At 65.9% G+C, this 26,405-nt stretch carries 29 protein-coding genes; 15 read left to right on the forward strand and 14 right to left on the reverse strand.

From position 1 onward, the window contains the following. The 4 genes from ON33_RS20765 to ON33_RS20780 form a co-directional block, all read right to left on the reverse strand. Nucleotides 1–313, reverse strand: a 313-nt coding sequence (locus ON33_RS20765) for a wax ester/triacylglycerol synthase domain-containing protein (RefSeq protein ID WP_040860705.1), incomplete at its 3' end; no start/stop codon positions are given. A gap of 16 nt (nt 314–329) precedes the next feature. After that, entirely contained in the window at nt 330–704 is a 375-nt protein-coding gene (locus ON33_RS20770) for an NIPSNAP family protein (RefSeq protein ID WP_040860706.1), read from the reverse strand. 185 nt (nt 705–889) lie between these two features. Next, the gene (locus ON33_RS20775) at nt 890–1,351 is read right to left on the reverse strand and encodes a CoA-binding protein (RefSeq protein WP_218001476.1); all 462 of its coding nucleotides are present in this window, start codon (nt 1,349–1,351) and stop codon (nt 890–892) included. Nucleotides 1,352–1,389: 38 nt separating this feature from the next. Then, nucleotides 1,390–1,680 carry a DUF4342 domain-containing protein gene (locus tag ON33_RS20780; protein WP_051152558.1) on the reverse strand — a complete coding sequence of 97 codons (291 nt, stop codon included), beginning with the start codon at nt 1,678–1,680 and terminating at the stop codon, nt 1,390–1,392. 593 nt (nt 1,681–2,273) lie between these two features. Here ON33_RS20780 and ON33_RS41410 point away from each other — a divergent pair. Then, nucleotides 2,274–2,648: a hypothetical protein gene (locus tag ON33_RS41410; RefSeq protein ID WP_157184630.1), complete on the forward strand. Its 375-nt coding sequence runs from the start codon at nt 2,274–2,276 to the stop codon at nt 2,646–2,648. A gap of 321 nt (nt 2,649–2,969) precedes the next feature. Here ON33_RS41410 and ON33_RS20790 read toward each other — a convergent pair whose 3' ends face one another. The 3 genes from ON33_RS20790 to ON33_RS20800 form a co-directional block, all read right to left on the reverse strand. Then, nucleotides 2,970–3,386: a hypothetical protein gene (locus tag ON33_RS20790; protein WP_040860709.1), complete on the reverse strand. Its 417-nt coding sequence runs from the start codon at nt 3,384–3,386 to the stop codon at nt 2,970–2,972. A gap of 588 nt (nt 3,387–3,974) precedes the next feature. Then, nucleotides 3,975–4,727, reverse strand: a complete 753-nt coding sequence (locus tag ON33_RS20795) for a DUF8020 domain-containing protein (RefSeq protein WP_157184631.1) — start codon at nt 4,725–4,727, stop codon at nt 3,975–3,977. Nucleotides 4,728–4,801: 74 nt separating this feature from the next. Further along, nucleotides 4,802–5,647, reverse strand: a complete 846-nt coding sequence (locus tag ON33_RS20800; protein ID WP_040860903.1) for an SDR family NAD(P)-dependent oxidoreductase — start codon at nt 5,645–5,647, stop codon at nt 4,802–4,804. 103 nt (nt 5,648–5,750) lie between these two features. Here ON33_RS20800 and ON33_RS20805 point away from each other — a divergent pair, with 103 nt between their 5' ends. From ON33_RS20805 to ON33_RS20835, 7 genes are all read left to right on the forward strand, one after another. After that, nucleotides 5,751–7,052 carry a PucR family transcriptional regulator gene (locus tag ON33_RS20805; protein ID WP_040860711.1) on the forward strand — a complete coding sequence of 434 codons (1,302 nt, stop codon included), beginning with the start codon at nt 5,751–5,753 and terminating at the stop codon, nt 7,050–7,052. A 121-nt stretch (nt 7,053–7,173) separates the two neighbouring features. Continuing rightward, on the forward strand, nt 7,174–7,641 hold the full coding sequence (locus ON33_RS20810; RefSeq protein WP_040860712.1) for a 2,4'-dihydroxyacetophenone dioxygenase family protein: 468 nt from the start codon (nt 7,174–7,176) through the stop codon (nt 7,639–7,641). A 3-nt stretch (nt 7,642–7,644) separates the two neighbouring features. After that, nucleotides 7,645–8,034, forward strand: coding sequence for a DUF1330 domain-containing protein (locus ON33_RS20815; RefSeq protein ID WP_040860713.1), 390 nt, complete (start codon nt 7,645–7,647; stop codon nt 8,032–8,034). Then, the gene (locus tag ON33_RS20820) at nt 8,031–8,894 is read left to right on the forward strand and encodes an alpha/beta fold hydrolase (RefSeq protein WP_040860714.1); all 864 of its coding nucleotides are present in this window, start codon (nt 8,031–8,033) and stop codon (nt 8,892–8,894) included. Before ON33_RS20815 ends, ON33_RS20820 begins: the two co-directional genes overlap by 4 nt. A 147-nt stretch (nt 8,895–9,041) precedes the next feature. Further along, nucleotides 9,042–10,646 (forward strand): long-chain-fatty-acid--CoA ligase, encoded by a 1,605-nt coding sequence (locus ON33_RS20825; RefSeq protein WP_245550639.1) that lies wholly within the window; start codon nt 9,042–9,044, stop codon nt 10,644–10,646. 196 nt (nt 10,647–10,842) lie between these two features. Further along, nucleotides 10,843–11,751, forward strand: a complete 909-nt coding sequence (locus ON33_RS20830) for a formylglycine-generating enzyme family protein (protein ID WP_040860715.1) — start codon at nt 10,843–10,845, stop codon at nt 11,749–11,751. Between the two features lie 116 nt (nt 11,752–11,867). Beyond that, nucleotides 11,868–14,378, forward strand: coding sequence for a sulfatase-like hydrolase/transferase (locus tag ON33_RS20835; protein WP_051152560.1), 2,511 nt, complete (start codon nt 11,868–11,870; stop codon nt 14,376–14,378). Between the two features lie 344 nt (nt 14,379–14,722). On the opposite strand, the gene ON33_RS20840 is transcribed toward ON33_RS20835, so the two are convergent. Continuing rightward, nucleotides 14,723–15,082 carry a DUF732 domain-containing protein gene (locus ON33_RS20840; protein WP_157184632.1) on the reverse strand — a complete coding sequence of 120 codons (360 nt, stop codon included), beginning with the start codon at nt 15,080–15,082 and terminating at the stop codon, nt 14,723–14,725. Nucleotides 15,083–15,095: 13 nt separating this feature from the next. Here ON33_RS20840 and ON33_RS41415 point away from each other — a divergent pair, with 13 nt between their 5' ends. Further along, on the forward strand, nt 15,096–15,251 hold the full coding sequence (locus ON33_RS41415; protein WP_157184633.1) for a hypothetical protein: 156 nt from the start codon (nt 15,096–15,098) through the stop codon (nt 15,249–15,251). Between the two features lie 16 nt (nt 15,252–15,267). On the opposite strand, the gene ON33_RS20845 is transcribed toward ON33_RS41415, so the two are convergent. Next, the gene (locus tag ON33_RS20845; RefSeq protein WP_157184634.1) at nt 15,268–15,507 is read right to left on the reverse strand and encodes a hypothetical protein; all 240 of its coding nucleotides are present in this window, start codon (nt 15,505–15,507) and stop codon (nt 15,268–15,270) included. A gap of 160 nt (nt 15,508–15,667) precedes the next feature. On the opposite strand from ON33_RS20845, the gene ON33_RS20850 reads away from it, so the two are divergent. The 3 genes from ON33_RS20850 (at nt 15,668) to ON33_RS20860 (ending at nt 18,651) form a co-directional block, all read left to right on the forward strand. Further along, the gene (locus ON33_RS20850; RefSeq protein ID WP_083869146.1) at nt 15,668–16,237 is read left to right on the forward strand and encodes an IS110 family transposase; all 570 of its coding nucleotides are present in this window, start codon (nt 15,668–15,670) and stop codon (nt 16,235–16,237) included. Nucleotides 16,238–16,369: 132 nt separating this feature from the next. Beyond that, nucleotides 16,370–17,020, forward strand: coding sequence for a transposase (locus ON33_RS20855; protein WP_157184635.1), 651 nt, complete (start codon nt 16,370–16,372; stop codon nt 17,018–17,020). Nucleotides 17,021–17,739: 719 nt separating this feature from the next. Further along, on the forward strand, nt 17,740–18,651 hold the full coding sequence (locus ON33_RS20860) for a helix-turn-helix domain-containing protein (protein ID WP_218001477.1): 912 nt from the start codon (nt 17,740–17,742) through the stop codon (nt 18,649–18,651). Between the two features lie 83 nt (nt 18,652–18,734). Here the strand turns inward: ON33_RS20860 and ON33_RS20865 are convergent, their stop codons facing one another. The 5 genes from ON33_RS20865 to ON33_RS20885 form a co-directional block, all read right to left on the reverse strand. Continuing rightward, a complete protein-coding gene (locus ON33_RS20865; RefSeq protein ID WP_306307520.1) occupies nt 18,735–18,992 on the reverse strand; it encodes a DUF397 domain-containing protein in 258 nt (85 codons plus the stop codon). 436 nt (nt 18,993–19,428) lie between these two features. Next, the gene (locus ON33_RS20870; RefSeq protein WP_040860721.1) at nt 19,429–19,881 is read right to left on the reverse strand and encodes a DUF2871 domain-containing protein; all 453 of its coding nucleotides are present in this window, start codon (nt 19,879–19,881) and stop codon (nt 19,429–19,431) included. Nucleotides 19,882–19,888: 7 nt separating this feature from the next. Then, nucleotides 19,889–20,326, reverse strand: coding sequence for a DUF4267 domain-containing protein (locus ON33_RS20875; protein ID WP_083869190.1), 438 nt, complete (start codon nt 20,324–20,326; stop codon nt 19,889–19,891). Between the two features lie 73 nt (nt 20,327–20,399). Continuing rightward, the gene (locus ON33_RS20880; protein WP_040860722.1) at nt 20,400–21,368 is read right to left on the reverse strand and encodes a hypothetical protein; all 969 of its coding nucleotides are present in this window, start codon (nt 21,366–21,368) and stop codon (nt 20,400–20,402) included. Between the two features lie 36 nt (nt 21,369–21,404). Continuing rightward, the gene (locus ON33_RS20885) at nt 21,405–22,517 is read right to left on the reverse strand and encodes an AfsR/SARP family transcriptional regulator (RefSeq protein WP_083869149.1); all 1,113 of its coding nucleotides are present in this window, start codon (nt 22,515–22,517) and stop codon (nt 21,405–21,407) included. Between the two features lie 548 nt (nt 22,518–23,065). On the opposite strand from ON33_RS20885, the gene ON33_RS20890 reads away from it, so the two are divergent. From ON33_RS20890 to ON33_RS20900, 3 genes are all read left to right on the forward strand, one after another. Next, on the forward strand, nt 23,066–23,440 hold the full coding sequence (locus ON33_RS20890; RefSeq protein ID WP_040860724.1) for an SHOCT domain-containing protein: 375 nt from the start codon (nt 23,066–23,068) through the stop codon (nt 23,438–23,440). Nucleotides 23,441–23,621: 181 nt separating this feature from the next. Beyond that, entirely contained in the window at nt 23,622–25,025 is a 1,404-nt protein-coding gene (locus tag ON33_RS20895; RefSeq protein ID WP_040860725.1) for a DUF2252 domain-containing protein, read from the forward strand. Nucleotides 25,026–25,506: 481 nt separating this feature from the next. Next, nucleotides 25,507–26,403, forward strand: a complete 897-nt coding sequence (locus tag ON33_RS20900) for an SDR family oxidoreductase (RefSeq protein WP_040860726.1) — start codon at nt 25,507–25,509, stop codon at nt 26,401–26,403. Nucleotides 26,404–26,405 lie beyond the last annotated feature (2 nt).

The raw sequence follows: 26,405 nt of genomic DNA on the forward strand, positions 1-26,405 counted from the left end.
GGTCGCCGGGCGGGGCAAGCGCATGGACGTGGATGTGCTCAGCGAGGTCGAAGTAGGGCGCGTCGATCCACAGCGGCCAGCCCAGCCCGAGCCGAGGCCGGCACAGCAGCTGCCTGAAGCGAGGCACCAAGTGCATTCTCGGCTCGAGGTGGCGCCGAACCGCGTCGAGTCGGACGTTGCCGTCCTCGTCGAGCAGGTTTGTGCCGTCGAGGATGGCGAGCCCGCCGATGTCAGTGGACCAGCCGTAGTCGTCCCAGAGCAGCAGGAACAGGTCCGAAGCGGTCACCCGTTCCAGCAGACGGGTCTCGGCCATGACCCCACGTCCCTTCCTAGACAGCCGCCGCGGTTCCGAGGCCTTGGAGGAACGAGTAAACAGCGATTCCTCCGGCGTGCTTGTACGCGAGTTCCCTGAGCTCCTGGGAGACCTCGCCGAAGGCGGTCATGCGGTGGTCGTACGCGTACTTCTCGAAGAGGATCGCCCGCGCGTGCATGACGTGAGTGTTGTGCTCGATCAGCCCTTGTCCGCTCGGGTACGCCTCGTGGACCTCGCACTCGGTTCCGTCCTCGCTGATGAACCAGTCGTAGCGAAGGGTCTGCGTGTCCTTCTCTCGGGTCAGCCGCATGATCTCGGCCGCTTGAGCTTTGAACCCTTCCAGTTGACCTGGACGGATCTTCAGATGTGCGTGCAGTTCCAGATGTCCCATAACTCCTCCCGTCATCGACATCGGGTGCGATCGTTCTGACCGAGGCGACTAGACCGTTGCCGTCCGTTCGAGTCCCTGCAGGAACGAAGAAACGGCCGACATCGCCCCTATTCGCTCTTCGACGAGTTCGAGGAAATCCTCCAACACCCCGCCGTCGAGGGGCGCCTGGTGGTCGGACGCAGTGGTCACACGGTCTTCGGGACGTGACTCCGGTAGATCACCCGCATGACCTTGTGGCCGAGGTCGGCGGTCGGTTCGAACATCAGCGGGCATCCTCCGTCGATCACAGTGATGCCGTGCCCACGCCCGTAGGCCGTGGCCGTGTCGCTGACGCTGCCCGCGCCGTAGGACCGGTGCATCCATACGTGTTTGATCCCCAGCTCGGCGCACTCACGCATCGCGCTGTCGGCCTTGTCGGGCGCGGTGGCGATGACGACGGCGTCGACCCCTCCTGGGATGCTCTTCAAATCGTGATAGCTGCGCGCACCCTCGACCTCGTCGGCATTGGGATTGACCGCGAACACCTCATACCCACGATCGCGCAGACGCTTGTACACGACGTTGGATCCGTGCTCCTTGGGTTTCCGCGATACACCCGTCACCGCGATTCGCTTGTTCGCAAGGAACGCAGAAGCTGCTTCCTTCATCGTCGGCATAATCCACCTCCTGTCACCGCCCGCATTACCTACGCCGGCGTAGTGCCGCCGGTCTCTGTCGAATCGGGAGTCTCTCGTTCGACTTCGATCGAGTAGTCCGCGGCGAGCGCGGCGAGCGCTCCGATCGCGGCCACCGTGGGCGCGAGGAGGAAGCCGGCCACACCAACCGTGACGGGTACCTCCATCACGGTCTTGCCGTCTGAGTCCTTGATGATGATCCGACGAACGTTGCCTTCGTGGACCAATTCCTTGACCCTCTCCGCGAGGTGGCCGCCCTTCACGTCGACCTTCTCTGTCGATGTCGTCGCTTGCCGTGCCATTCCGTTCACCGCCTCCGCTGCGCTGTCCGGCAGACCGCGTCCTCTCCGTTCCCGCGGCTCAACCTCGATGTCCGGCTCATGGCCGGACCCCCTCCGTTCTTCACATCGTCGTCTTCGAGACCGCCTCGAGGCAGGGCCGAAGGTCCACCCCTCACCGGGCCGAACCGACTGACTGCCGGGGTCAGATTCGCGACCTATTGATCGGTACCGCGCCGAGCATCAACCTCTGACGCCTCGCGCTGGCCGGTTCGGTCAGCGCGGTATGCGGCTACTTGGTGAGATCTGACCGTTCCGAGTGGGGCCATGCCCGCAGTACGCAGCCAGCCCCCGAGGTTTGCTGCCCGAGGTTGCGGAGGGCGGGCGGCTGGACTACCCGCATCGGTGGGTGCGCTTGCCCAAGCGGCTTCAATGGTCGGAAGATGGGACTCGAGCGCTTCCGGCCAATCCTTGTGAATAGCAACGAGTTTAGTCATCCGGTCGAGCGAGTCTCGGCGGTTGTTCAACCAGGTGCCGCCCGTGTTCAGCATCCCTGAGATCACAACAGCGGCAGCAGCAATCAGGCCGATGTAGTCGACGAACGTGGAGCCTCGGGGTTGAGCTTGCGCCGGTTGTACGGCATCTGCGAACCAAGTCAGCACGCCCAGAACTCTGCCAGCGCACCGGCGCTCAAACTGGGCGATCACCGAAGAGAACTGCGTGACTGGCGAGGATCCGAAGATTGCGCGCCACCCGCCGACTACAACAGTGACTTCGACGATCCTTGGCATGCACTGGTTTTCATGCAAGAAGTGGCGCGGGAAGGCATCTACTGGAAGGCGATAGATGGGGCCTTGCTGCACGAGTCGAACCTGCCGATGCCGTTCGGCAGTGTGGACGGCTACCTCGAGCGAAGCCGGCGACACACACTGACACCCTGCTTTGCAGAGCTGCGCCGCGCGGTCGCCGCGCAGCTGGACAATGATCGCTGAGGCACGAGGAACCATCGGCCGTCGATCAATTACATGGAAGCATGTCGGCCGAGATCGCGTCCGGCAGATCGCCGGGGCAATTCACGCTCATCGGCAGTTGCGGTGCGTTCGGCCAGCCTCGGATGGCTACGGCCAGTTGATCTTCCGTGCCTCGGGCTGGCCAGCCCGGTCAGCGGCATGATGATGCGTTCGGCCAGCCTCGAATCAGGACAGGCAACTGTTCTTCGGCTGTCTGGGCAGCTCGACCCGAACAGCGCGGGAACGCACGAGCGGAGGTTGAGAATCGATCGATTCTCGACCTGCGCTCGTACCCAGGGACGTTCAGTCGATCTGCAGGTTCAGCGTGTACGAGGCGTCGTGCTCGGGCGAGGTAATGGTCAGGTAGTAGGTGCCCGTGGCCGGGAGGTAGAGCTGGGTTCCGGTGGTGTCGATGGCCAACTGCTGGCCGTCGGGCGAGGTGAGCGTGTAGACAGCGGTTCCTGAGGCGGAGGTGTAGTGCGAGGTGATGTCGGTGCTCAGCTGCTGACCGGCGCGGGCGTCGAAGTACCAGGTGTCGGAGTATCCGCGGTTGATGTAGCCGTCCACGGCGCCGTGGTCGGTGCCGAGCGCGAACTTGATCTCGGCATTGACCCCGCTGGCATTGGCGGCACCCGCGCCTGCCAAGGGGATGAAGAGCGCCGCCGCGATCGCAATCATGGCGACGGCCGCTTTACGGGCGGCGGTGGCAAAGGCAGTCATGAGGTTCCCCCAATTCGATGTATCGGACGGCGCTACGCCACGTCGGCGTCCGCTCGTTCGGCCGGATGTTCTTCCATTCGGCACTACCGTATCTTTCGCGTCCGAGGCGAAACCCGTTGCGCCCCTATTCTCATGGGCACGCAGGCCACCGAACCGCAAACCTCACCCGCACTGGTGCACAAGACTTCTCGCGCCAGCACCTTCGAACCACCCGGGTAGCGGCAGGAGAGTGCGCTGCCACGCGGACATGCACGGCCAACCCACCTGTTCTAAACGTTCACTACAGCTGAGGAATTGGCGCGAAATTGCCTTTCTACAGCGGATTGTGCGGGATTTGACCGGTCGCACGGCATTCGGCAGATCAGTGCGTTTTCGCCAGCAGGCGCGCCGCGGCCGTCCCGACCCGAGCGATCAGCGGCGATACGGGACGTCGCCGTGAAAAGCCAGTACTGGATACGGGTCACGAGCACGTTCCTCCGACGATCGCAACAGAACCGACGAGAACCGTCTCGACGTCGGTGCCCCACCGGCGGAAGAGCGCATTTGGCTGAGTCCGAGCCATCGCCGGTGGGTTCCGCTACTGGGTTGTCATCGATTTGGGGTGGTGGCTTGTGCAGGGTCTTTGCAGTAGGCGAGGTCGGGTGGGCAGGGGGCGAGGATGGTGGAGAAGTATTGGAGGGCGGAGAACAGGGTGACGGGTCCGCCCGCGACGACGAGTCCGATCATGGAGCCGACCGCGCCGATGGTGGCGGCGCCGAGGACACAGCCTGCGATGGTCGCGCCGACGAAGGGGACGAGGAGGGCTAGAACAGGGCTGCTGACGACGGCGCCGGCGGCGGCGCCGACCAGGCATCCGACTCCGGCTCCGAGGACGGCTCCGAGGACGGCGCTGACGGCGGCGCCGATGGAGGCGCGCTGGGCGAAGGCGCCGAGGGCCTGGGCGTCGCGCGGGGTGAAGGATTCGGCGATCTGGGTGGCGGCTTGATCGGCGGTGATGATCCGGTCCGCGGTGACGGGCTCTGATACGGGCCGGCCGTCGCTCCGGTCGGGGGTGAGTGTTGCTGTGGTGCCGTCGATTCGGGCGGTGACCGGGTAGGCGGTGTTGTCGATGCGGTACGTGAGTGGGATCGCGGCGATCGGTTGCTTATCGCGGGTGGTGAGGACGAGTTGGTCTGCGACCAGTCTGAATTCGCCGCCGCTGACGGTCAGGACGGCGGTATCGCCTCGACGGGTGACTTCGTAGTGCACCGCGGTGCTGTCGTCGCCGGGCTGGGCGGTCGCGGTCGCGGTGGTGAGTGCGACCGCACTGGTGGCGAGCACCGCTGTGAGGGTTTTCCTCATCGAATGGTTCCTTGGTTCATCAGGGTGTTGCGATGGTGGAATGCGTTGTGGGTGAGGTCAATTCGGCAGTGGCATCACTTCGCGACCGAAGCCAGCTTGGCCGCCACCCACCTCGCCAGCGGCGGAGTGGCTCGAGACAGCGCGTACATGACGTGGGCTTCGGCTGCCACGGGAGCCACGGCGCGGTCGCGGTCGACGGCCCGCAGGATATTGCGGGCGACGCGTTCCGCGGTGTAGCCACGCTTCTTGTAGGTGCTGGCGAGGTTTTCGCGCCGTTGATCGGCGTTGTGCCCACGGATGGGGCTGGTCTGGGTGATGGCCGTGTTGATGACTCCCGGGCAGATCGCGGTGACGCCGATGCCGTGCGGATCGAGTTCCATGCGCAGTGCCTCGGACAGGCCCAGAACCGCGAATTTGGTTGCGCTGTAACCGACGAGCTGGGGATTGGCCAGCAGCCCGGCGGCCGAGGAGAGGTTCACGACATGCCCGCCACGGCCGCGGTCGACCATCGCGGGAATGAAGGCGTTGCAGCCGTGCACGACACCCATCAGATTGATCGACACCAGCCACTCCCAATCCGCGAGGCTGGTGTCGAGGAAGCCGCCGATGAGCCCGACGCCTGCGTTGTTGACCACCATGTCCACGCCATCGAAGCGGTCGTGGGTAGCGGCGGCGAACGCGATCATCTGATCCGGATCGGCCACGTCCACCCGGCTGGTGACGACGTCATTGCCGCGGGCGCGGGCCCTGTCGGCCGTGTCGGCGAGGCCGGCCTCGTTGATATCGCACAGGGCGAGGTCGGCGCCGCGGGCGGCACACAACAAGGCCAGCTCGCGTCCGATGCCGTTACCCGCACCGGTGATGGCTACGACGCGGCCGGAGAGATTCGCGGTCTTGATTCGGGAAGGGGGAGTGATCATGGTCACAAGCTAGGAGTAACCCGTTCCGAAGCGCTCGTGTCTCGGCGCCAACATCCGTCGACCTCGTTGTCGCACCGCGACAATGCTGAGTAGGTTCGGCGCCATGGACATCGAGTGGCCACCGGCGCGGCAGCCGACCGCTGAACGGGTGTGGCGAGAGGTATTGCGCCCGATCGCGGTCGAGATGCGGTTATCGGCGGGCGAGCTGGCCGCCCGCGCGGTCGCCCGGATGCAGGACGAGCTACCGGAGCTGTTCCCTGATACGCAGACCGTGACCGAGAACCTCGTCAGCACCGAGGCCAGCCTGCGCCAGTTGGCACAGGTCATGGAGATCGGAGCCGATCCACAGCAGCTGGATTTGCCGCCGTCGACACTGGCGATCGCCCGTTCCGGGGTGCGGCGCCAGGTCGCGCTGGCCGATCTCATGCGGTTCTACCGTCTCGCTCAAGAGCAGGTGTGGAAGTGGATACTCGACCGGATCACCGTGAGGGCCCGGGACGCGAGTGAGCAGGCCACCGCGATCAGGCTGGCCACGGAGTGGATCTTCGCCTATGCCGACGGGGCGATGATCCGCGCCGAGCGAGCCTACGAAGTCGAGCGAGAGACGTGGTGGCGCACCGCCGCGGCGGCGCGGGCCGTGGCGATCGAGGAGATCCTCGAGGGCGGGGAACGTGATGGGCACCGGGCGTCGGCACAGCTGCGGTATGAAGTGATCCGGCATCACATCGGCGTGATCGCATGGGTCGAGCAGATACCCCAGGACGGCGATGTTCTTCCCGCGCTCAACGATTCCGTCGCCGGGTTCGCCCGCGCTGTCGGGGCCGAGAGCACTCTCGTGCAACCGATGGGCTCGCTGGCCGTCATGGCGTGGGTCAGCCGCCGCGGCGCCTTCTCCGCCGCCGACCTCGACAATGTGCGACGCCATCGGGAGATGCGTGACCTGCCCGCGGGCGTCAAAATCGCTCTCGGCGAGCCGAATCGGGCGCTGGACGGGTTCCGCCGCAGTCACATCCAGGCGGCCCACGCCCGGCGGATCGCCTCGATGGTCGGGCCTCACGGCGACGCGGTGACGCGGTATCGCGATATCGCGGTCGCCGCGCTCGGCACCGCCGACGGTGATCACGCGCTGGCATTCATCACCGCGGCGCTCGGGCCGCTGGCGGCCGACGACGACGCCACCTACCGGTTGGCGATGACCTTGGCGGTGTTCCTCGACGAGAACGGCAGCCGCATTCGCGCCGCCGAGCGTCTCAACGTGCATCCCAACACGGTCGCCTATCGGGTGCGTCAGGCCGAAGAGCTGCTGGGCCGCGGCATCGACACCGGCACCTTGGAGTTGCGCGTCGCACTGGCCCTGCTTCCCGCCCTCCCCGGCTTGACACATCCGCGGCCGACGGCATTGTGACTCGACGACAAAAGCCCTCTCGAACGTTGTCGCGCAGCGCCGAGAGTATGTGATCTGGGTCTCCTAACGTCGGGAACGCGGCCGATCGGTCCGCAGTCACCAACGCAACGAGGAGCCTTGAATGCAGGCCCAGCAGCAACTCGACGTCAACTACATGAGTGGCGCCGACAATCCGTGGATCCCGTTCACCCCGCTCACCGATCAGGTGCACCTCAAATACTGGAAGGTGGACCCGGTGCGCGCGGAGATCATCGTGTCGATGAAGTTCCCTGCCGGGCTCGAGCTTCCGCCGCACTACCACACCGGCATCGTGGTCGGTCATACCGTGAAGGGCGCGTGGCGGTACAAGGAGAACAACTGGATCTCCCGCGGAGGTGACACCGTCTACGAGGTAGCCGGCTCCTCGCACACCCCGGAGAGTCTCGAGGAGACCGAGGTCTTCTTCTTCCTGGTGGGCGAACTGCTGTTCCTCGACCAGGACAACAAGATCCTCTGGCAGGAGAACCACAAGACCTCCATCGAGCGGTACAACGCCTACTGTGTCGAGAACGGAATCACCCCGCGCGACCTGACCAGTTGGGAGGCCTGAGCCATGCCCGGTATCGAGCCGAACCAGGACCAGGCAGCCGCCCTGATGGCCGCCGCGGCGGACAACAGCGACCCGGTCGTGATGATCAACCTCCTGCAGTTCCGCCCCGAGGACGGCGGCACCAATTATCAGCGGTACGCCCAGGCCGTGCAGCCGCACCTGGACGCGGTCGGCGCCTCGGTGTTGTACGCGGGTGACGCCGACCAGGTCGTCGCCGGGAACATCGACCAATCCTGGTGGGACGCAATCGTTGTCGTTCGCTATCCCTCCCGAGCGGCGTTCCTCACGATGGCGACCAGCCAGGAGTATCAGGAACAAGCTCACGTCCACCGGGCGGCGGCGCTGGAGAGTACCCATTTGATCGCGACGGATCCGTGGCCCATCAGCCGATGAGCGACACCAGCGTGTTCGAACAACGACAGATCGTCGTCGCCGGAGTCCGCTCACCGGTCCTGGTGGGCGGGCTCGGCGATACCGATCAGGCAGTGGTCTTCGTCCACGGCAACCCGGACGCCGGCGGTGACTGGATGCCGTTGCTGACCGAGGTGGCGACATTCGCTCGCGTCATCGCACCGGATATGCCGGGCTTCGGCGGTGCCGAGCGACGCGCCGACCAGGATTACACGGTGGCGGCCTACGCCGCCCATCTGGCCGGAGTCCTCGATGAACTCGGTGTCGGCACAGCGCATTTGGTTGCCCACGACTTCGGTGGTCCGTGGGCACTGGCGTGGGCCGCTGCGCACCCGGGACAGGTCGGCAGCGTCACCCTGATCAACACCGGGGTGCTGACCGATTACCGCTGGCATCGGATGGCGCGTCTGTGGCGATTGCCTGTTATCGGGGAACTGGTGCAGGTGCTGGCGACACCGCGAGTGCTGCGCGCTGTTCTGCGACACGACAACCCGGGGTTGCCGACCTCGTGGCTCGAGCGCATCGTCGGCCACGCGCTGCCGTGGGGAACCAAACGGGCCGTGCTGCGCCTGTACCGCTCCACCGATACAGCGGCGATCGAAGCGCTCGGGATCCCGCTTCGTGAACTCGACCTGCCGGCGCTCGTCGTTTGGGGCGAGTCCGACGTCTACATTCCGGTTGAGCAGGCGCGGCTGCAGCTCGAGGTCTTTCCCCGCGCCCGTGTCGAAACACTTGCGGGAGTGGGTCATTGGGCCTGGATGGAACAGCCGGACCGGGTCGTCGGACTCGTCGCGCCGTTCCTGCGCGCACAGCTCACCCGCCAGGACTCCGGCGAGTCGTGACTCGTCGAGGGCGACTGACCGACTGAACCGAGCCAGGACGAGACGAATGGCTTCGGAGCTCCCGCCGCCGTCTCGTCCTGGCCACCGAACCCGACAGCGGCTGTCGGTCGCGCCGCTGGAATCGCACTACTACCTCAGGAATTTCCAGTGATCGATGCTCTGACCATGGATGACTATCCGCTCACGTTGACCCATGTGGTCGAGCGTGCCGAACGTTTCCATGCCGGGAGAGAGGTGATCTCACGGCGGCCGGACGGCAGGATCGACCGCACGACACTCGGTGCTTGTGCCGCACGTGCGCGGCGATTGGCTTCCGCGCTCGCGGAATTCGGTGTCGGCATCGGGGATCGGGTGGCCACGCTGCTGTGGAATCAGGCCGAGCACCTCGAGCTCTACCTCGCGGTCCCGGCAATGGGAGCGGTGGTACACACCTTGAACCCGAGGCTGCATCCGGACGAACTCGCATTCATCGCGGCCGATGCGCGTGACCGGGTGATCGTGGTGGACGAGTCCCTGCTCGACGTGTTCGAGCGTTTCGGCCCCGCGCACCCGTTCGAGCATGTCATCGTCGTCAGCCACAGCGGGGCGGTGCCCGCGGGGATGCAGGACTACGCGGACCTGATCGCTGGCAGTGTGCCGATGGTATGGCCGGTGCTCGACGAACGGCTCGCCGCCGCCCTCTGCTACACCTCGGGGACTACCGGTCGCCCGAAGGGAGTCGTGTACTCGCATCGTGCCCTAGTGCTGCATTCGTTGGCGGCTGCCCTGCCCGATCAGCTGGGTGTATCGGCTCGTGACACCTTGCTGCCGGTGGTTCCGATGTTCCACGCCAACGCGTGGGGACTGCCGTACGCGGCAGCGCTGCTGGGGGCTCGGCTGGTGCTGCCGGGGCCGCTCCTGGACCCGGTCAGCGTGCTCGATCTGCTTGCCGGCGAACGCGTCACGATGACCGCCGGGGTGCCGACGGTCTGGATGGGCATGCTCGCCGCTCTCGACGCGGAACCGCGGCGCTGGGACCTCGGCCGCCTCGATCGGCTCGTGGTCGGCGGCGCGGCGGTGCCCAGGGCCTTACTGGAAGGGTACGACCGGCACGGTCTGACCGTGATCCAGGCGTGGGGCATGACCGAGACCGCGCCACTCGGCAGTGTCGCCCGGCTACCCGAGGACCTGGATGCCCATCCCGTCGAAGCGCAGGTCGCGTTCCGAGTGCGACAGGGTATCGCGGTGCCGTTCATGGAAATTCGCGCACGCGACGAGAACGGCGAACTGATCGATTGGGACGACACGGCGATGGGTGAGCTCGAGGTGCGCGGCCCCTGGGTGGCGTCGGCGTACCACAATGGGCAAGGCGCGGACAGCTTCACTCCGGACGGCTGGTTCCGCACCGGCGATATCGTCCGTATCGATCATCGTGGGTGCCTGCGGATCTGTGATCGGGCCAAAGACCTCGTCAAGTCCGGCGGGGAGTGGATCTCCTCGGTGGATCTGGAGAACCATCTGATGGCGCATCCGGCCGTGGCCGAGGCTGCGATCATCGCGATTCCCGATCATCGATGGGGCGAGCGTCCGCTGGCGGTCGTCGCCCTGCGCGAGGGGATGCATGTGGGTCCCGGGCAGCTCCGAGATCATCTATCCACCGAATTCGCTCGCTGGCAGCTACCCGAACACTTCGAGTTCGTCGACGCCATCCCCCGCACGGCGACCGGCAAATTCAAGAAGACCGCGCTTCGTGACCGCTACTCACCCGGCTGACCAGGATGACAGAGATTCCTTGTCGGCCGATGTCGAGCGGGGACCTATCACCCCGAGCCGCTGTTTGTCGCGGCGCGACAACAGGCGATGGCAAGCTTGGCTCCCGATGACGAGCGCAGCGCTTCGTGGCACTCCTAGCTTCGTGGCTATGCCACTACGTGCTTCCTCGTCCCGAACCACCGACCTGCGCAAAGGCATGGCCCCAATTCCGGGCGGCCGGTTCGCCATGGGTTCACTGGACTTCTTTCCCGAGGAGCAACCGGTGCGTGAGGTTGTCGTGGAACCGTTCTGGATCGACGTCCACCCGGTCACGAATGCCGCATTTCACCGGTTCGTCCGGGAGACGGGATATCTCACGGTGGCCGAGCGGGAACTCGACCCCGAGGACTTCCCCGGTGCCGATCCGCTGGAGTTGGCGCCGGGAGCCTTGGTGTTCCGTTCGCCGGGCGGGCCTGTGCCACTGGATGATTGGCGGCAGTGGTGGTCGTGGGTACCGGGCGCGAGCTGGCGGAATCCGGGCGGGCCGGGCACGACCCTGGACGGACGTACCCACCACCCCGTGACGCACGTCGCCTATGCCGACGCCGTCGCCTATGCCGAGTGGGCCGGCAAGACACTTCCCAGCGAGGCCCAGTGGGAGTTCGCGGCCCGCGGCGGCCTGGTCGCGGCGACCTTCCCGTGGGGGCCGGAGTTCGCCCCGAAAGGGCGGCGGATGGCCAACACGTGGATGGGTCGCTTTCCGTGGGAGTTCCTGCCGGGCAAAGGCCAAGCGGCGCAGCCGGGAACGACCAAGGTCGGGACCTATCCGCCGAACGGGTTCGGCCTGTTCGATATGGCAGGCAACGTCTGGGAGTGGACCAGCGACTACTTCCGTCCTGACCACCGTGCTCCGGCAGGCTCGTGCTGCGCCCCCGGCAACACGGGATCGGCTGACACGCCACCGGAGCCCGAGGCCGGTGAGCGTTTCCGACGCCGGGTGGTCAAGGGCGGGTCGTATCTGTGCGCACCGAATTACTGCTTGCGGTACCGCCCCGCGGCACGCCAGGGCCAGACCGAGGACACGGCGACTTGTCATCTCGGGTTCCGTTGCGCCTTGCCCGTGTGATCACGCGGCCGATATCGGCCGGTGCACTTCACTTTCCGACAACCAGTTCAATTCCTCGATCCGGGTGACGCACTGGCTTCACACCGGATCGATACCGAAAGGTCCTCCCCGCAGTGATGGAACAGCCCCGCGAAAAGTCCTCCCCCGAATCCGATTCCGCGCCTCTGCCCTCCCGCAAGAGACTATCCAGGCGTTCGATTCTCGGTGGTTTCGCCGCAGCGGGCGCGACGGCCGCCGCCATCCCGCTGATGGTCACATCCGGGAATTCCAAGACTGACGCTGCTCGCGACTACGGGACCGGAATCGATGACGGATTCCACGGCAAGGCCGAACTCGACGCGCGCGACTCCAAGCCCGACTGGACCCCATACGAGATCAAGAAGGCGCCCGCCGGTGCCCCGAACGTGCTGGTGGTGCTGTTCGACGACGTCGGTTTGGCGACATGGTCTCCGTATGGCGGCCGGGTCAACATGCCGGTGCTGCAGCGCCTTGCCGACGATGGGCTGACCTACACCCAATGGCACACGACGGCACTGTGCTCGCCTACCCGATCCTGCTTCCTGACCGGCCGCAATCACCATGTGAACCGATTCGCGTCGATCGTGGAGGGCTCCAACGGTTTTCCCGGTGCGGCGGGCCGCCTGCCCGCTCAATGCGCGACGGTCGCGCAGGTGCTCCAGGAAAACGGCTACAGCACGTTCTGGCTCGGCAAGAACCACAATGTTCCCGAAAGCGACATATCCAGTGGCGGTGCCAAGTCGGAATGGCCGCTGCAGAAGGGGTTCGACCGCTTCTACGGGTTCCTCGGCGGTGAAACCAACAACTGGTACCCGAACCTCGTGGAGGACAACCGGTTCATCGAGGCGCCCTATGGTCCGGAGCATGGCTACCACCTGTCGAAGGACCTGGCCGACAACGCCTTGAAGATGCTGCGTGACCAGCGGTCCAGCAATCCTTCGAAGCCCTGGTACATGTGGTTCTGCCCCGGTGCCAGTCATGCCCCGCACCACAGCCCGGCCGAGTACGCCGACAAATACAAAGGACAATTCGACGACGGTTACGAGGCGTACCGAGAATGGGCACTCGCGCGCATGATCGACAAGGGCATCATGCCGAAGGGTACCGCACTGACGCCGCTCAACCCGTTACCCGAAGATGTTGCCTACGCGGCAGATTCGGTGCGACCGTGGGAATCGCTGAGTTCCGACGAGAAGCGATTGTTCTCGAGGATGGCCGAGGTATTCGCCGGGTTCTCGGAGTACACCGACGCCCAGGTCGGGCGAATCGTCGACTATTTGGAGCAGACCGGCCAGCTCGAGAACACGGTCATCTTCTACTGCGCCGACAACGGTGCTTCCGGTGAAGGTTCACCGAACGGCTCGGTCAACGAGAACAAATTCTTCAACGGCTATCCCGACGATCTCGCCGAGAACCTGCGATATCTGGATCGGCTCGGCGGCCCCGACACCTACAATCACTATCCGACCGGCTGGGCTGCGGCCTTCTCCACTCCGTTCCAAATGTTCAAACGCTACTCACAGTTCTCCGGCGGCACCTGCGACCCGTTGGTAATCCACTGGCCCAAGGGAATCAAGGACAAGGGGCAGATCCGGCACCAGTACCATCACTGCACCGACATCGTCCCGACCATTCTCGAGATCACCGGCATCCAGATGCCCGAGGAGTTCCGCGGGGTGGAGCAGTATCCGGTCAATGGGGTGTCGATGCGCTACAGCTTCGACGACGCCAACGCGCCCACCACAAAGAAGCGTCAGTACTACGCCATGCTGGGTACCCGCGGCATCTGGGAGGATGGCTGGAAGGCAGCCTCCCTGCACGCCGCGCTCAGCAACAAGGGCCACTTCGACCAGGACAAATGGGAGCTCTACCATGTCGACGAGGACCGCTCCGAGTCCAGGAACCTCGCAGATCGATACCCTGACAAGCTCGAGGAATTGATCAGGGCCTGGAACGAGGAAGCCAAGGACAACTACGTCCTCCCACTCGACGACCGTTCCGCCGTCGAGCAACTCGGCCTCGATCGGCCCCATGCCGAACCACCACGCGACCGCTATGTCTACTACCCGGGCACCTCGCCGGTCCCCGACGGTGCCGCCGTCAATGTCTGCGGCAGGTCGTACAAGATCGTCGCCAACGTGGACCTCGCCCCCGATGCCCGAGGCGTCATCTTCGCCCACGGCTCTCGCTTCGGTGGACATGCCCTCTTCATCAAGGACGGCAGGCTGCACTACGTCTACAACTTCCTCGGCATCCAACCCGAACAGGACTTCGTCGCCGCCACACCGATCACCCCGGGCAAACACGTTCTCGGAATGGAGTTCAACCGCGAAAAGACCGGGAAACACGGCGAATCCGAGGGCACCACGACGTTGTACATCGACGGCCAACCCGTCAGCAGGGGTCCGATGCGCGCCCAACCCGCCAGATTCGGCCTGGCCGGCGAGGGCCTCAGCGTCGGATACGACAGTGGCGACACGATATCTCCGCAATACCAAAGCCCGGCTGCCTTTGTCGGAGGAACCATCCGGGACGTCACCATCGACATAGGCAAGAAGTCCTTCGCTGACCTCGAAAGGGAGGCCGCGGCCGTACTGGAAGGAAACTAGCGAACAGACTGTGCGCCACAGCACCACGAGTCGCCGTCCGAACGTGATTCTGACTCAACGGAACAGGCGGCCCTGGACTGACAATGATGACGAACGCGGCGATGGTGAAATCGACCGCTTGCAAGATCGCAATGATCCGAGAAGCCTGGTTCCGTTGGTCCTGCCGGCCGCCCACGATGTCCTGGAATCGGCAGTAGCGGATGTCTCTGCGCCGCAGCCGGTTCGAACTGGCCGCCCGCTCCGCGCTGGCCGGTTCGGTGCGCACGGTATGCGGCAATAGAGTGCGTCGCGAGAGCCAGCGAGGACGAGGCGAACGTTCAGGGCGGGCCAGCCATGCACCGGCATCAGCCGGGGCAATAGGCAGTCTCGGCGGCGTTCACGAAGGCCATCGCCGAGCCGAACTCGCCTGGCTCTTCGCTCAGGAACTCGGCCAGACTGTGCTTCGATAGGCCGTCCGCGAGCAGATCGCAGACGGCATGGCCACCTTCGGAAATGCCTGGGAAATCCGAGATGATGTCGGGAAGTACCTGAATGCCATCCCGCTGGATGAGCAGGAACCCGAAATACGCGTCCTGTAACGGGCCGTAGTTGTGGGGGCCCGCGACCGGCCGAAGCTCTGCCGACGGCAATGCCGAGGCGGGGGCGGCGAACAGAACAGCAGCGGCCGCGGCGGCGAGCCCTGTAGCGATCTTCGAGAAGAGCAAGACGATTCCAATCGTGGGACAACTGCGCGACCCGGTGGTCGCCACGAAGATCGTAAATGAGGTCGCCGAACTGGGCCGGGCGTCAATTCGCGTTACGCCACTGGACCGCACGTGGCGGGTCGCCGGCAACCTCGTCGGCCGGTTCGGTCAGCGCGGTATGCGGCAATAGCGGATGCTCTGGGCGGTCAGTCCAGTTGTGCCTCTGATTGAGAATCGGCGATGGTGCGGGCCATGTACTGGTTCTTGCCTGAGGCCGGGCATAGGTTGGAAGGTTCGAACTCGCCCACGTCGGTCGCTTCCGTGTGATCGACGAAAACCCATGGGTCTGTGCGTCGGTCACCGTCGATCGCGGGAATGCTGGGGTCGTGGCGAGCACGGACCGGGCGCCAGCAGATCGGGCAGATCATGTTCTTCTTTGTAATCATCGGCATCGATTCTCCACGAGTATGTCGACCTACGACGAAGGACGGCGATGCCCTGGAATCGGCATATAAAGACGTTCTGCGCCTCGGTTGTGTGGACGTGGGAACGTCCTCCTGATGCGCTTGTCGGGCTTGGTGTCCCATCGCAGGAGGAGGACGTTCGATGAGTAACGGTAGTCGCTTGTCCAGGGGTGATCGCAACCGCAACGCGCGTTTGAGCAGGCTGCGGGCGCTGGTGGCGACCACTGACGCGATCGTGGGGATCGACCTTGCCGACCGCAAACAGATGGTCGTGGTCACCGATCACGACTCGAAAGTACTGGCCCGCAGAACATTCCGATGCCGGGCGTGGGATCTGGGGGCGGCGCTGGACTGGGCCGGGCAGCGTGCCGCGGCGGCCGGGTTCGCTGCGGTGACGGTGGCGTGTGAGCCGACCGGGCATCGGTGGCGGGTGCTGGGTCAGTTGGCCGCGGATCGGGGCATGGCGTTCGTGTGCGTGCAACCGGCGATGACCTCCTGGTCGCGGCGCGCCGAGGACCTGACTCACGACAAGACCGACGAGAAGGACGCGGTGCTGATCGCCCGGCTGACCGCCCAACTGCGTTGCTATGCACCCGAACCGGTCGACGAAACCTGGGGCAGGCTCCGGCATCTGGGCGCGCGGCGGGAGCGATTGCTCGCGGGTATCGGCTCTCATATGCAGCAGATCCGGGCTCTGCTGGAATGTGTGTGACCGGCCGCGCTCGAGGCGGCCCGTCAGCCGTTCCGGTCGCGGACGTGGGTCGCGGCGTTGCGGGTGGTCTGCGGCCGTGACGGTGGTGATCTGACGCGAACACGGCGGTTGGGCCTGGCGCGGCTGGAATCGGTGGTTCGTCGCGAGATCATCCGTGCCGGCGGGCAGAAGCCCTCGCTGCGGATCATCCGGAATCTGTTTGCCGCCCTCACCGATCCGGCCGGGGTGATCGCGCATCGACGCGGCGCTCTGGAACGGGTGCACCTGGTCGTGGAAGACTGGGCCGAGGATCGGCGGCGGCTGGCCGACACCGAAACCCGCATGCACAACGTCCTGGACGAGCTGCGGCTCACCGAGCTGGTCACCTCGATCCCCGGAATCTCGGCTGTCGGCGCGGCCGCCATTCTGGCCGAAACCGGTGACCCGACACGGTTTTCCAGCGCCCGCTCGGTGGTCAAACACGCCGGACTCGCGCCGCGGGAACGGCAATCTGGGACCTTCACCGGCCGCACCAAACTCACCGGCCAAGGCCGGCCCGGCCTGCGGGTCGCCGCCTGGCGGGCGGTGTGGGGTATCCAACGCGCCAATCCGGTCTATGCCGCCCGCTACAAGCATCTGACCAGCCGTGACACCAACCGGCTCACCCCGACCCAAGCACAAACCGTGATCGCCGCCGCTATCCTGCGGCACTTGCACGCCGTCATCACCACACGTCAACCCTGGGATCCCGACATCGCCACCCACGGCACAACGAAACCCACCCTGATCTCGACCGCCGCCTGACCGCAGGCGCGTCGAGCGGTCGGTCGGGGCGAGCCCTCCGCGGCATCGAGACACCCCCGGGTGATCTCGTCGCTCATCACGGGCAGCCCCGGCCCGTCGTCACGACAACCCGATTACACGCTGCAGGGTGACCAACCCCAATACCGCTATGCCGGGACGACGACAGACCAGGGCACCGACCGAACCGCTTGACACAAAACGACTTACGCTGATGAGCGCGCACTTCAGGCCGCCATAGCCAGCGCCCTGCGCGCGCTGAGGGTCGGCAGCGCGCTGCGGATTGGGCACACCATGAGCAAGGTGTACCTCAGCCGCGAACATGGGTGAAGCGGGGCCCGTTGCTGATTGCTCAACGGCTGCGCGTGTCCCCTATTCCGAGGATTCCTGCGCCGCCAATTCACGGTGGTGTCAGCGGAAACCACCGGTTCAGGGGTGGCATTTGGATGTGTCCATGCCGTACGCGCCACCTCGGGGGCACCTACGAAAAGGGTGAGCACCGACGTTCACCGTCGCCGCCATCGTGTTCGGATCATCCGAGAACAGGTGGCCGTACAGGTCCAGGGTGGCTGGATGGACGTCTTGCCAGGCCAGATCTGGCGGTAGCGCACGGGCCGTCAGCTGTCCGGGCGCTGGGCGGTGCGGGCCTGATTCACGTTTCGACCGGCCGAGACTTGACTCGGATGAATCAAGATGATTCGATCTGAATCATCATGTTTCCAGTGAATCAACCGGCAGAGGGCGCCACAGCGGCGGCGGCAGTCGCCGCGAATGCTGTTGCGCGCCAGTCGCACCCGCGCCAGCAGTTGGGTGCGGAGCTGCGCCGGTTGCGGGACATGGCCGGAATCTCCGGGCGGGAGTTGGCCAAACGAGTCGGGATCAGCCAGTCGACGTTGTCTCGGATCGAAGCAGGCCAGGTGGTTCCCCCGCTACCGCAGGTGCTCGACTGGGCCAAAGAGGTTGGGGCAGAACCGGATTCTCAGCATTCCTTACGCGCCCTCACTGAAGCGGCGCACTCACCCGAGGTGCGCGATTGGGCGGCCTCACTCGCGGACCGCGCGCATTTGCAGGACGATGTACGGGCATTCGAGGAGGACGCGCAAGTGGTGCGGAACTTCCAGCCCGCACTGGTGCCGGGTCTGCTCCAGACCGCCGACTACGCCCGCCGGGTGTTCGCCACCTTCGATCCGCCCTATGCGCCCGACGCGCTGGCCGCCGCGCTCGCCGCACGCCTGGAGCGCCAGCGTGTATTGTACGACCCTGCGAAACGCTTCGAATTCCTGATTACCGAAGCGGCCCTGCGCTTTCGGCCCGGCCCGCATCGTATGCTCCTCGCCCAACTGGACCGGATCATCTCGATCGAGACCCTCGATACGGTCGTCATCGGGGTGATTCCGCAGGATATCGAGGCGAGCACCACGATCCCGCACGGTTTCGTCATCTACGAGAGCGAGGACCACGCGCTCGCCTCCGCGGAACCGATCCCGGGAAGCATGGTCACGCGCGGCCCCGAACTTGTCGACGCCCATCGCCGCCGCTGGGTGGCTTTGACTCGAATGGCCTTGTTCGATACCGATGCCCGCGTATTCCTCGCCGAACTACGGGACGAAATCCACCGCATCGCAACCAATTGACCATTTTCCAGCGGCCGTCGAGGGGTCGGCCGCACGTGGGGGTGGTGGTGTCGCAGTGAACTCGCTGCGACACCACCTTCACGTCAGTCGCCGAAATCGAATTCGCCGGCCCGCACGCCTGACGTGAACGCTCGCCACTCAGATTTCGTGAACCACAGTGTCGGACCGTGCCGATCCTTGGAATCACGCACTGCGATCCGGCTTTCGTGGTAAGCGACCTCGACGCAATCGCCGCCACCGTAACTGAAACTGCTCTTGGCGAACTTCGGGCCGCGATGGCCTCCGCGAATCATATTGCAGCTCATGACATTCAGTCCTTCCCCCGGAGGGCCACTCCCCATGACCCTTCTCGTGAATCGTTTACGACAGACACAGTGCTATCCGAACCACCGGCAGCGCAACTGAATTCGTGTGGACCTGCGCGCCGACACATCGAAATGCTCATGAACGCAACTCTACGGCGACCCACCGACAAACTACCGCGGTGCACAGCAGCCACTATCTGGTTACCATCTGGCGACAGCCTCAGCACGCGCTGACCGGAAATCTTGTCGCCGTCGAGTCCCTCGATCTCGACGCGCGAGGTATCCAGCGGTAGCCGGTCCTCGATATCGGTCAGCGGGGGCCGGGATAGCTGATCGCGGGCACAGCACTGCCCCGCCGATCACGATCGGCGGGGCAGTGCTTCGCGAAGGTGCAAGAGGGGCTCGAAACCGAAGATCAGCGCCGCGAGCGAGACCGCGTCCCGCGTCCACAGCGCGCTGTCCCGGCCGGTGATCACGATGCCTCCGGTTCGGCGAATACCGCTGCGGTGCGCGGTGTTCGGCTGTCGCCGACGGATTTGCCGAGGGTGATGAAGAAGACGATCAGGCCGGCGGTCAGCAGGATGTGACCCACACCCGCGCCGAGCGCGATCGCCTCACCACTGCTGCTGCCCAGCACGGTGAGGGTGCCGTGCAGCGTCATGACCGCGATGGTGATGGCCAGGCCGATGTTGTACAGCCAGAAGAACCAGGCGTACAGACTTCTCCGGGCACTGAGCGTGAACTGCTTCTCCAAGGCCAGCACGATGAGGAAGAACAGCATCCCCAGCGCCAGCACGTGGGTGTGCACGACACCGAGCTCCGACTGCCCGGTGAAATGTTCGGCCTTGCTGATCTCGCGGTAGTAGAACCCGGAGATCAGGCCGATGATCATGTAGATGTGAGCGGTATTGACCAGCGTCTTCATCGGGCGCTCACCGGTTTTCACGACGCAGCAGCAGCGCGCCGGTGGCGGCCACCAGGGCGGCGGTGAGACCGTGCACATTCAGGGCGGTGGCGGTGGAGCCGCGGCGCACCAGGATGGTGAGCATGTCGCCGGTCGGGATGAGGGCGATGGTCAGCAGGCTGACGCCGACGGCGCGGCGCTGCCCGGCCGCGAGCAGGGCGAGCACGATCAGGCCGGTGACCACATCGCGGACGCCTTTGATGTTCAGGAAGCCGTCGGCTTCACCGCGCGGCCACTCGGTGAAGCCGAACTCCGGGGCCATGCGCTGCGGGGCGAGCAGATAGCCGCCGCCGACGGACATGATGAACCCGGCTCCGAGTACGGCGCCGGCCGTGCCGAGACGTTCGCCGAGCCGGCGAGAACCACGGACGGAAACAATTGATTCCGTGTTCGGGGGAACGGACATGAACACTCCTGGATCGGTGGGATACGCGTCCCGAGCATCCGGTGCGGCTCGTACCGTTCGCTGACAGCCGTTGTCAGCGAACGGTACGCAGCAATTCGAGCACCGCCTCGTCCGGAAGCCGGGCGCCAGCGAGGAATTCCGCGCCCAGCCGCACCGGCCCGAGCGCTACTTCCGCCTGGTCGAGCGCCCGCCGGCGGAACGGGCCGATGCGGATCACCCCGGCCCTCCGGTTGATCCGGTCGGTGGCGCCGAGAATGCGGGCCGCGCGCCCCGCGGCGCCCTTCGCCAGAGCGACCAGGGCGTAACCGATTCCGACCTCGGCCAGCAGCGCCGCCGAGGTCTGGGCCGCCAGATCGCGGGGCATGGCCAGCTCGCGCAGCGCGTCGTCCGGCCGACCGGCCGTGACCAGGGTCGCCGCGTGCGCGGTACTCACGAACACCAGGTTCACGAAACGGACGGTGTCGTGGCGTCCGGCGGGTGGCGGGGCGGCGGGGAGCGGATGCTCGGACATCCGCCGGAACAGTTCCATCGCGCGGTCGTTGTCGCCGCGCAGGTGCGCCAGGTGCGCCTTCGTCGCCGCCAGGAAGCGCGCGGGTGCGGGGATGATATGCGGGGTGATCAGCGTCTCGGCCCGATCGAGATAGATTGCCGCGCTGTCGGTATCGCCGCCGACCAGGTACATCTCCGCCGCGAAGAGCAGCACGCCCATGCGCTCACCGGCGCCCAGGTCGGCGCTGAGCAGTTCCAGCGCGCTCGCGATCAGCGGGCGTGCGCTGTCCAGGCCGAGCATCCGGGTCCGGTAGCTGGCCAGGGAGATCAGGGCGCGGCTGTGTGACCGGGCGTCACCGTGTGCGCTGAGGCAGGTCAGCGCCGCCTCCAGGGTGGGCAGGGCGCGGGCCGGATGGTCGCCGCCCAGTTCATCGAAACCTCGTGCTATCAGCGCATTTCCGCGCAGCCATGGATCGTGGGAAATGGTGCACGCGGTCAACAGGCTGTCGTCGTCGCCGAGCAGGTCACGCAGCGCCAGGATGAGCACGAACATCGGGTGCGGGGGCCGATCCTCGGCGAGGCAAGCGGGTCAGCCGCTCGAATTGCCCCGTGTTCTCGCGGATTTGGCCCCACCAGATGTTGGTGAAGTCGCCGGCAGCTCCTCGGCGTACCGGCAGGCCAGATAGGCCCCGGTGCACTCCGGTGGCGGTGTGTCGCCGAGCAGAGCGAGGACCTCGCGGCGGCGTTCGGAGATGTCGCCGTGCAACCCGCGCAGCAGCCAGTACAGTCGCGCCTCGCGCAACGCCCGCCGCACTCCTGCCACGTCGTGTCCGCGTCCGACGAAGCTGGAGTGCCGCCGGGGCAGCAGCGGCACGGGCACCTTCGATGTCCCGGTGGTTCGGGATGCTGCCGCAACTCCCGTACCAACCGATCCGCGCGTCGTTTCGAAGGCAGGTCGGTCGACTGCGGGATCAATTGCGTTGGTGTGAATTTCGGCCAGAGCTGAGCGCAGTACCTCGGCGGGCGGCGCGCCGAGCTCCTCCCGTAGCAGGGCCTCGGTGCGTTGAAACTGCTGTATCGCCTCGGATGTTCGTCCCACTGCCGCCAGCGCCCGCACCAGTCGTGCGGCCAGCGTCTCGCGGAAGGGATGTACCGCAACTTCCGTACGGAGTTCACGCAATACCTCGCCGCCTCGGCCCAAGGCTCGCAAGGCGTCCGCTCGCAGTTCGACTGCTTCGAGCCGCTGTTCGGTCAATCGCAGTGCCGCGGCGCGCAATACCTCCGATTCCCCCACATCGATCAACGGCTCCCCGCGCCACAACGCGAGTGCGGCATCGAAACACGCGATGGCTCTTTCGGATTCACCGGCCGCGAGCAATGCCCGCCCCGCCTCGATCTCACGTGTGAACCGATGCACATCGACGTCCTCCGCCGCGAGTTCGAGCACATACCCGCCCCCGTCATTCCGCACCGCCCCCGGCACCGCCGCACGCAACCGACTCGCCAAGGTCTGCAACGCATTCCCGGTCCCAGCCGGCGGGTCCTCCCCCCACACCCCGTCCACCAGTCGGGCCACCGGCACCACTCGCCCGGCTTCGAGCGCCAGCAACCCCAGCAATGCCCGCACCCGCGGCCCCCCGACCGACTCCCTCGTCCCGTCCGCGGCCTCCACCATCACCGGACCCAATAGCCCTACCAGCATGAATCGCCCATCTCACGATCGATCCTGCGTGGCACCGGGCCTCTCGTCAACCCGGCCACGCTGGGGCCTCGCCGCATCGCGGCCATCGAACCCAGCTCAGACCGAAGAGCCGAGTTACATGTCGGCACAACATCCATCGACCGGAAATCTCCATCAGCGAGTTCAGGGTTCGAGTCCCTGACGGTGCACCGCAAGAAGGCCGCTGACCCGCTATTTCGGTCAGGGACCTGCTTCGCTGGCGCGACGGTCTCCTCGTTGGTCGCCTTGAACGTGGAGTTCAGCGAGAATCGGCTAGGTTCGCCACGAGCCCGATACTGGCGGGTACCACCACCGATCAGGGTGCAGCAAATTGTTGGATACCTTCGTCTCCCCGTGTCAAGATCCGGAGAACGTTCGACGACAGCCGGAACCGCCTCGGCGCCACCGACGATCCGGATCCCCGCCGCCGTAGCCGCGGCCGACCACCCCACCAAGCCCGGCCCATCGAGACCAGTGGAGAACGCTTTCCGGAGTCCGATTCGACAGCGCAGGAAGATGAGGAGAAACCGATGCCGGTATGGGATGTTTTCTGGCTGATCATCATGAGCTTCGCGTTCGCGGCCTACCTGATCCTGCTGTTCACCATCATTTCCGATCTTTTCCGCGATCGGGACACCTCGGGCTGGGTGAAGGCGCTGTGGGTGCTGTTCCTGTTCGTGCTCCCGCTGATCACCTCACTCGTGTATCTGATCGTGCGCGGCGGCGGGATGGCACAGCGCTCGGCCGCCGCACAGGATCGGGTCCGGGAGGCGCAGGAGACCTACATCCGGGAGACGGCCGGCACCAACCCGTCCGCCCAGATCGCCGACGCCAAGAAGCTACTCGACGAAGGCACCCTCACCCAGGCCGAGTTCGATCGGCTGAAAGCCAAGGCGCTGAGCTGATTCCGGTGTCACCGGACCGGCGCGCAGGCCACCGGCCCACTGCTCACCTATCGATGCCGACTGGGCCGGGAACGAACCTCGGTGACTGGTCGGCCTCGCGCACCGACGAGCACGACATCGGGCTGGGTTCCTCTCACGCGCGTGTCGTTCCCATGGCACCCGAGCAGAGAGAGTCCCGCCGATGACCGATGAGCTCAGCTCTCCCCTGACGCCGCGCGCGAGCGTTGCCCGGCCGGAACGCAGTGGGCGAGGGCGGGATTCCCGCAAGATCGTGCCGCGGCCGGCGTTGGGAGAGTGGGACCCGGAAGCGCGCGGCCATGACGCGCTGGCCACGATCCTGGCACAGAACGACCTGCGCGCTCCCGATCTGGTGCCGATCCGGATCGCGCGAATGGCCGCCTCGCCGTGGACCTACTACCGCGGGGCCGCGGCGGTGATGGCCGCTGACCTGGCCTCACGCCCACACACCGGCATCGAGGTGCAACTGTGCGGGGATGCGCACATCCTCAACTTCGGCATGTGGGCCTCACCCGAACGGAACCTCGTGTTCGATCTGCGCGATTTCGACGAAACTCTGCCAGGCCCGTTCGAGTGGGATCTGCTGCGACTGGTCGCCTCGGTGGTGGTGCTCGCGCGGGACAATGCAGTGTCCGAGGACCGGGCGGCCGCCGCGGTGGCCGCGGCGTCGGCGAGCTATCGGGCCGCGATGGCCGGCTATTCGCGTACCCCTGAGATCGACATCTGGTACGAGCGGGTCGACGCCGAGGACTTCCTCGGCTACTTCGGCCCCCGCGCCCAACGGTCGGCACGCAAGGTGATCGAACGCGGTACCCGCAAACGGACCAGCCGGGGCGCGTTCGCCAAGTTCACCGAGATCCGCGACGGCCGCCGGTGTATCACCGAACTGCCGCCGTTCCGGGTGGCCGTCGGCGCCGACCAGCGCCGCCTGGTCGGCGAGGTCGTCCACGATTATGCCGAGTCGGTGCCCGATCACATCTGGTCATTGCTGACTCGATACCGGGTGGTGGATGTGGCGCGGCAGGTGGTGGGCGTCGGCAGTGTCGGCATGCGGGTCTATCTGGCGTTGCTCGAGGAACGACGCACCGGTGATCCGTTCTTCCTCCAGGTCAAGCAGGCGGGTCGATCGGTGTACGAGGACTTCCTGACACCGAGCCGGTACCGCAACCACGGTTCCCGGGTGGCACACGGCCAGCGGATGCTGCAGTCGACGACCGACAAGTTCCTGGGATGGACCCGTGTCGACGGCCTGGACTTCTACGTACGCCAGTTCCGCGACATGAAGATCACCGCCGACGGCGCGTTGGTCGCGCCTCAGCTGGAACAATTCGCGACCGCCTGCGCGCGGGTCCTGGCCCGGGCGCACGCCCGATCCGGGGACGCGACGATGATCGCCGACTACCTCGGTCGTACCGCCCGCACCGACGCCGCGCTCGTCGCCTTCGCCACCGCCTATGCCGACCAGAACGCCCGAGACCACGCCCAACTCACCGAAGCGATCGCCGCGGGCAGAGTCGAAGCCCACGAAGCAGGCTGGGCGAGAAGGGACTCCGACTCCCGCGCCTAGCCTGAGATTGCCTCTCCCCGTCCGACGCCCGGAGAGAAGGGGCTTCAATCTCCATGCCCCACAAGGGAGTAGGGGGACAGATGTCGTCACCGGCCACGGATCGGCAGGAAGAAAGTCCAGGCCAGAAGGCCGAGCCCGGATCCGATCGACCGCACGACGATCAAGGCATTGACGGTGTCAGCAGCAAAGGGATAGATCCGCGTCCACGGACACGAAAAATGGCCATAGCACAGCGCTATGGCCAAAGAATTCAGTGGACCTGACGTACCAGCATACGAACCGAGCCGTGCTGGTGGACAGGCCGGACGTCGCTGTTCGCGCGATGGGATGCGGTGACGAGGCGGTGCTGGTCGACGGCCCTGGATCGCGACCCGGGGCCGTCGAGCATTGGGGTCGCTGTGCTCGATCCTTAACCGCTGCTGCCTAGCGTCCTCGGCTACACGGCGGTCGTTTCCACGACTGCCAGGGAGGAAGGCAGCGGATGGCAGGCGAGAAGGGGGCGGTGCTGGTTACCGGTTCGTCCTCCGGATTAGGCCGGGCGGCGGCATTGCGCCTGGCCTCGAACGGATGGGTCGTCTTCGCGGGCGTGCGCACCGCGGAAAGCGCGACGCGGCTGCGGCGCGACGCGGCCGGAACCGCGCTGCGACCGGTACAGCTGGATGTGACATCAGCGGATTCGATCACGCTCGCGCGGAAGGAGATTCATGAATGCGTCGGCCCCGGCGGGCTGACGGGGCTGGTGAACAACGCGGGCACCTGCCTGGCCGCGCCGCTGGAATGCGCGGACATCGATGACTTCCGTGCCGAGCTCGAGGTCAATGTGGTCGGCGTGGCGGCGGTGACCCAGGCCTTCCTGCCCTTGCTGCGGGCCGCCGCCCCCGGTGGGAAGACCCCGATCCGGGGCCGGATCGTCATGATCGGTTCGGGCGTCGGGTGGGTCGCGCCGCCGTTCCTGGGGATGTACGCGGCCTCGCAGTTCGGTAAGCGGGGCATGGCCGATGCGTTGCGACGGGAGCTGGCGCCGGCCGGTGTGACGGTCTCACAAGTGGAGCCGGGGGCGGTGCGTACACCGATCTGGGACAAGATCGCCGAACACGCCGAGGTGGCCACCGAACCCGAGCTGTATCGCACGGCCTTTCGGAAGTTTTTGTCGGAGAACAATTCCCGGGCCATGTCGAGCCGGACCAGTCCCGAGGACGTCGCCCGCGCCGTGGAACACGCGCTGACCGCGCGCCGGCCCCGGCTGCGCTACCGCGTCGGGCCCGACTCCGCGATGATGGGACCGGCGGTACGGCTCGTGCCCGAATGGTTGCTCGACCGGGCGGTCATGAGAAATCTCGGTCTGAAGACCAGCGCGCTGGCGGCCGAACGCGAGTGACC

Source organism: Nocardia niigatensis NBRC 100131 (assembly GCF_000308655.1).
Taxonomy (GTDB): domain Bacteria; phylum Actinomycetota; class Actinomycetes; order Mycobacteriales; family Mycobacteriaceae; genus Nocardia; species Nocardia niigatensis.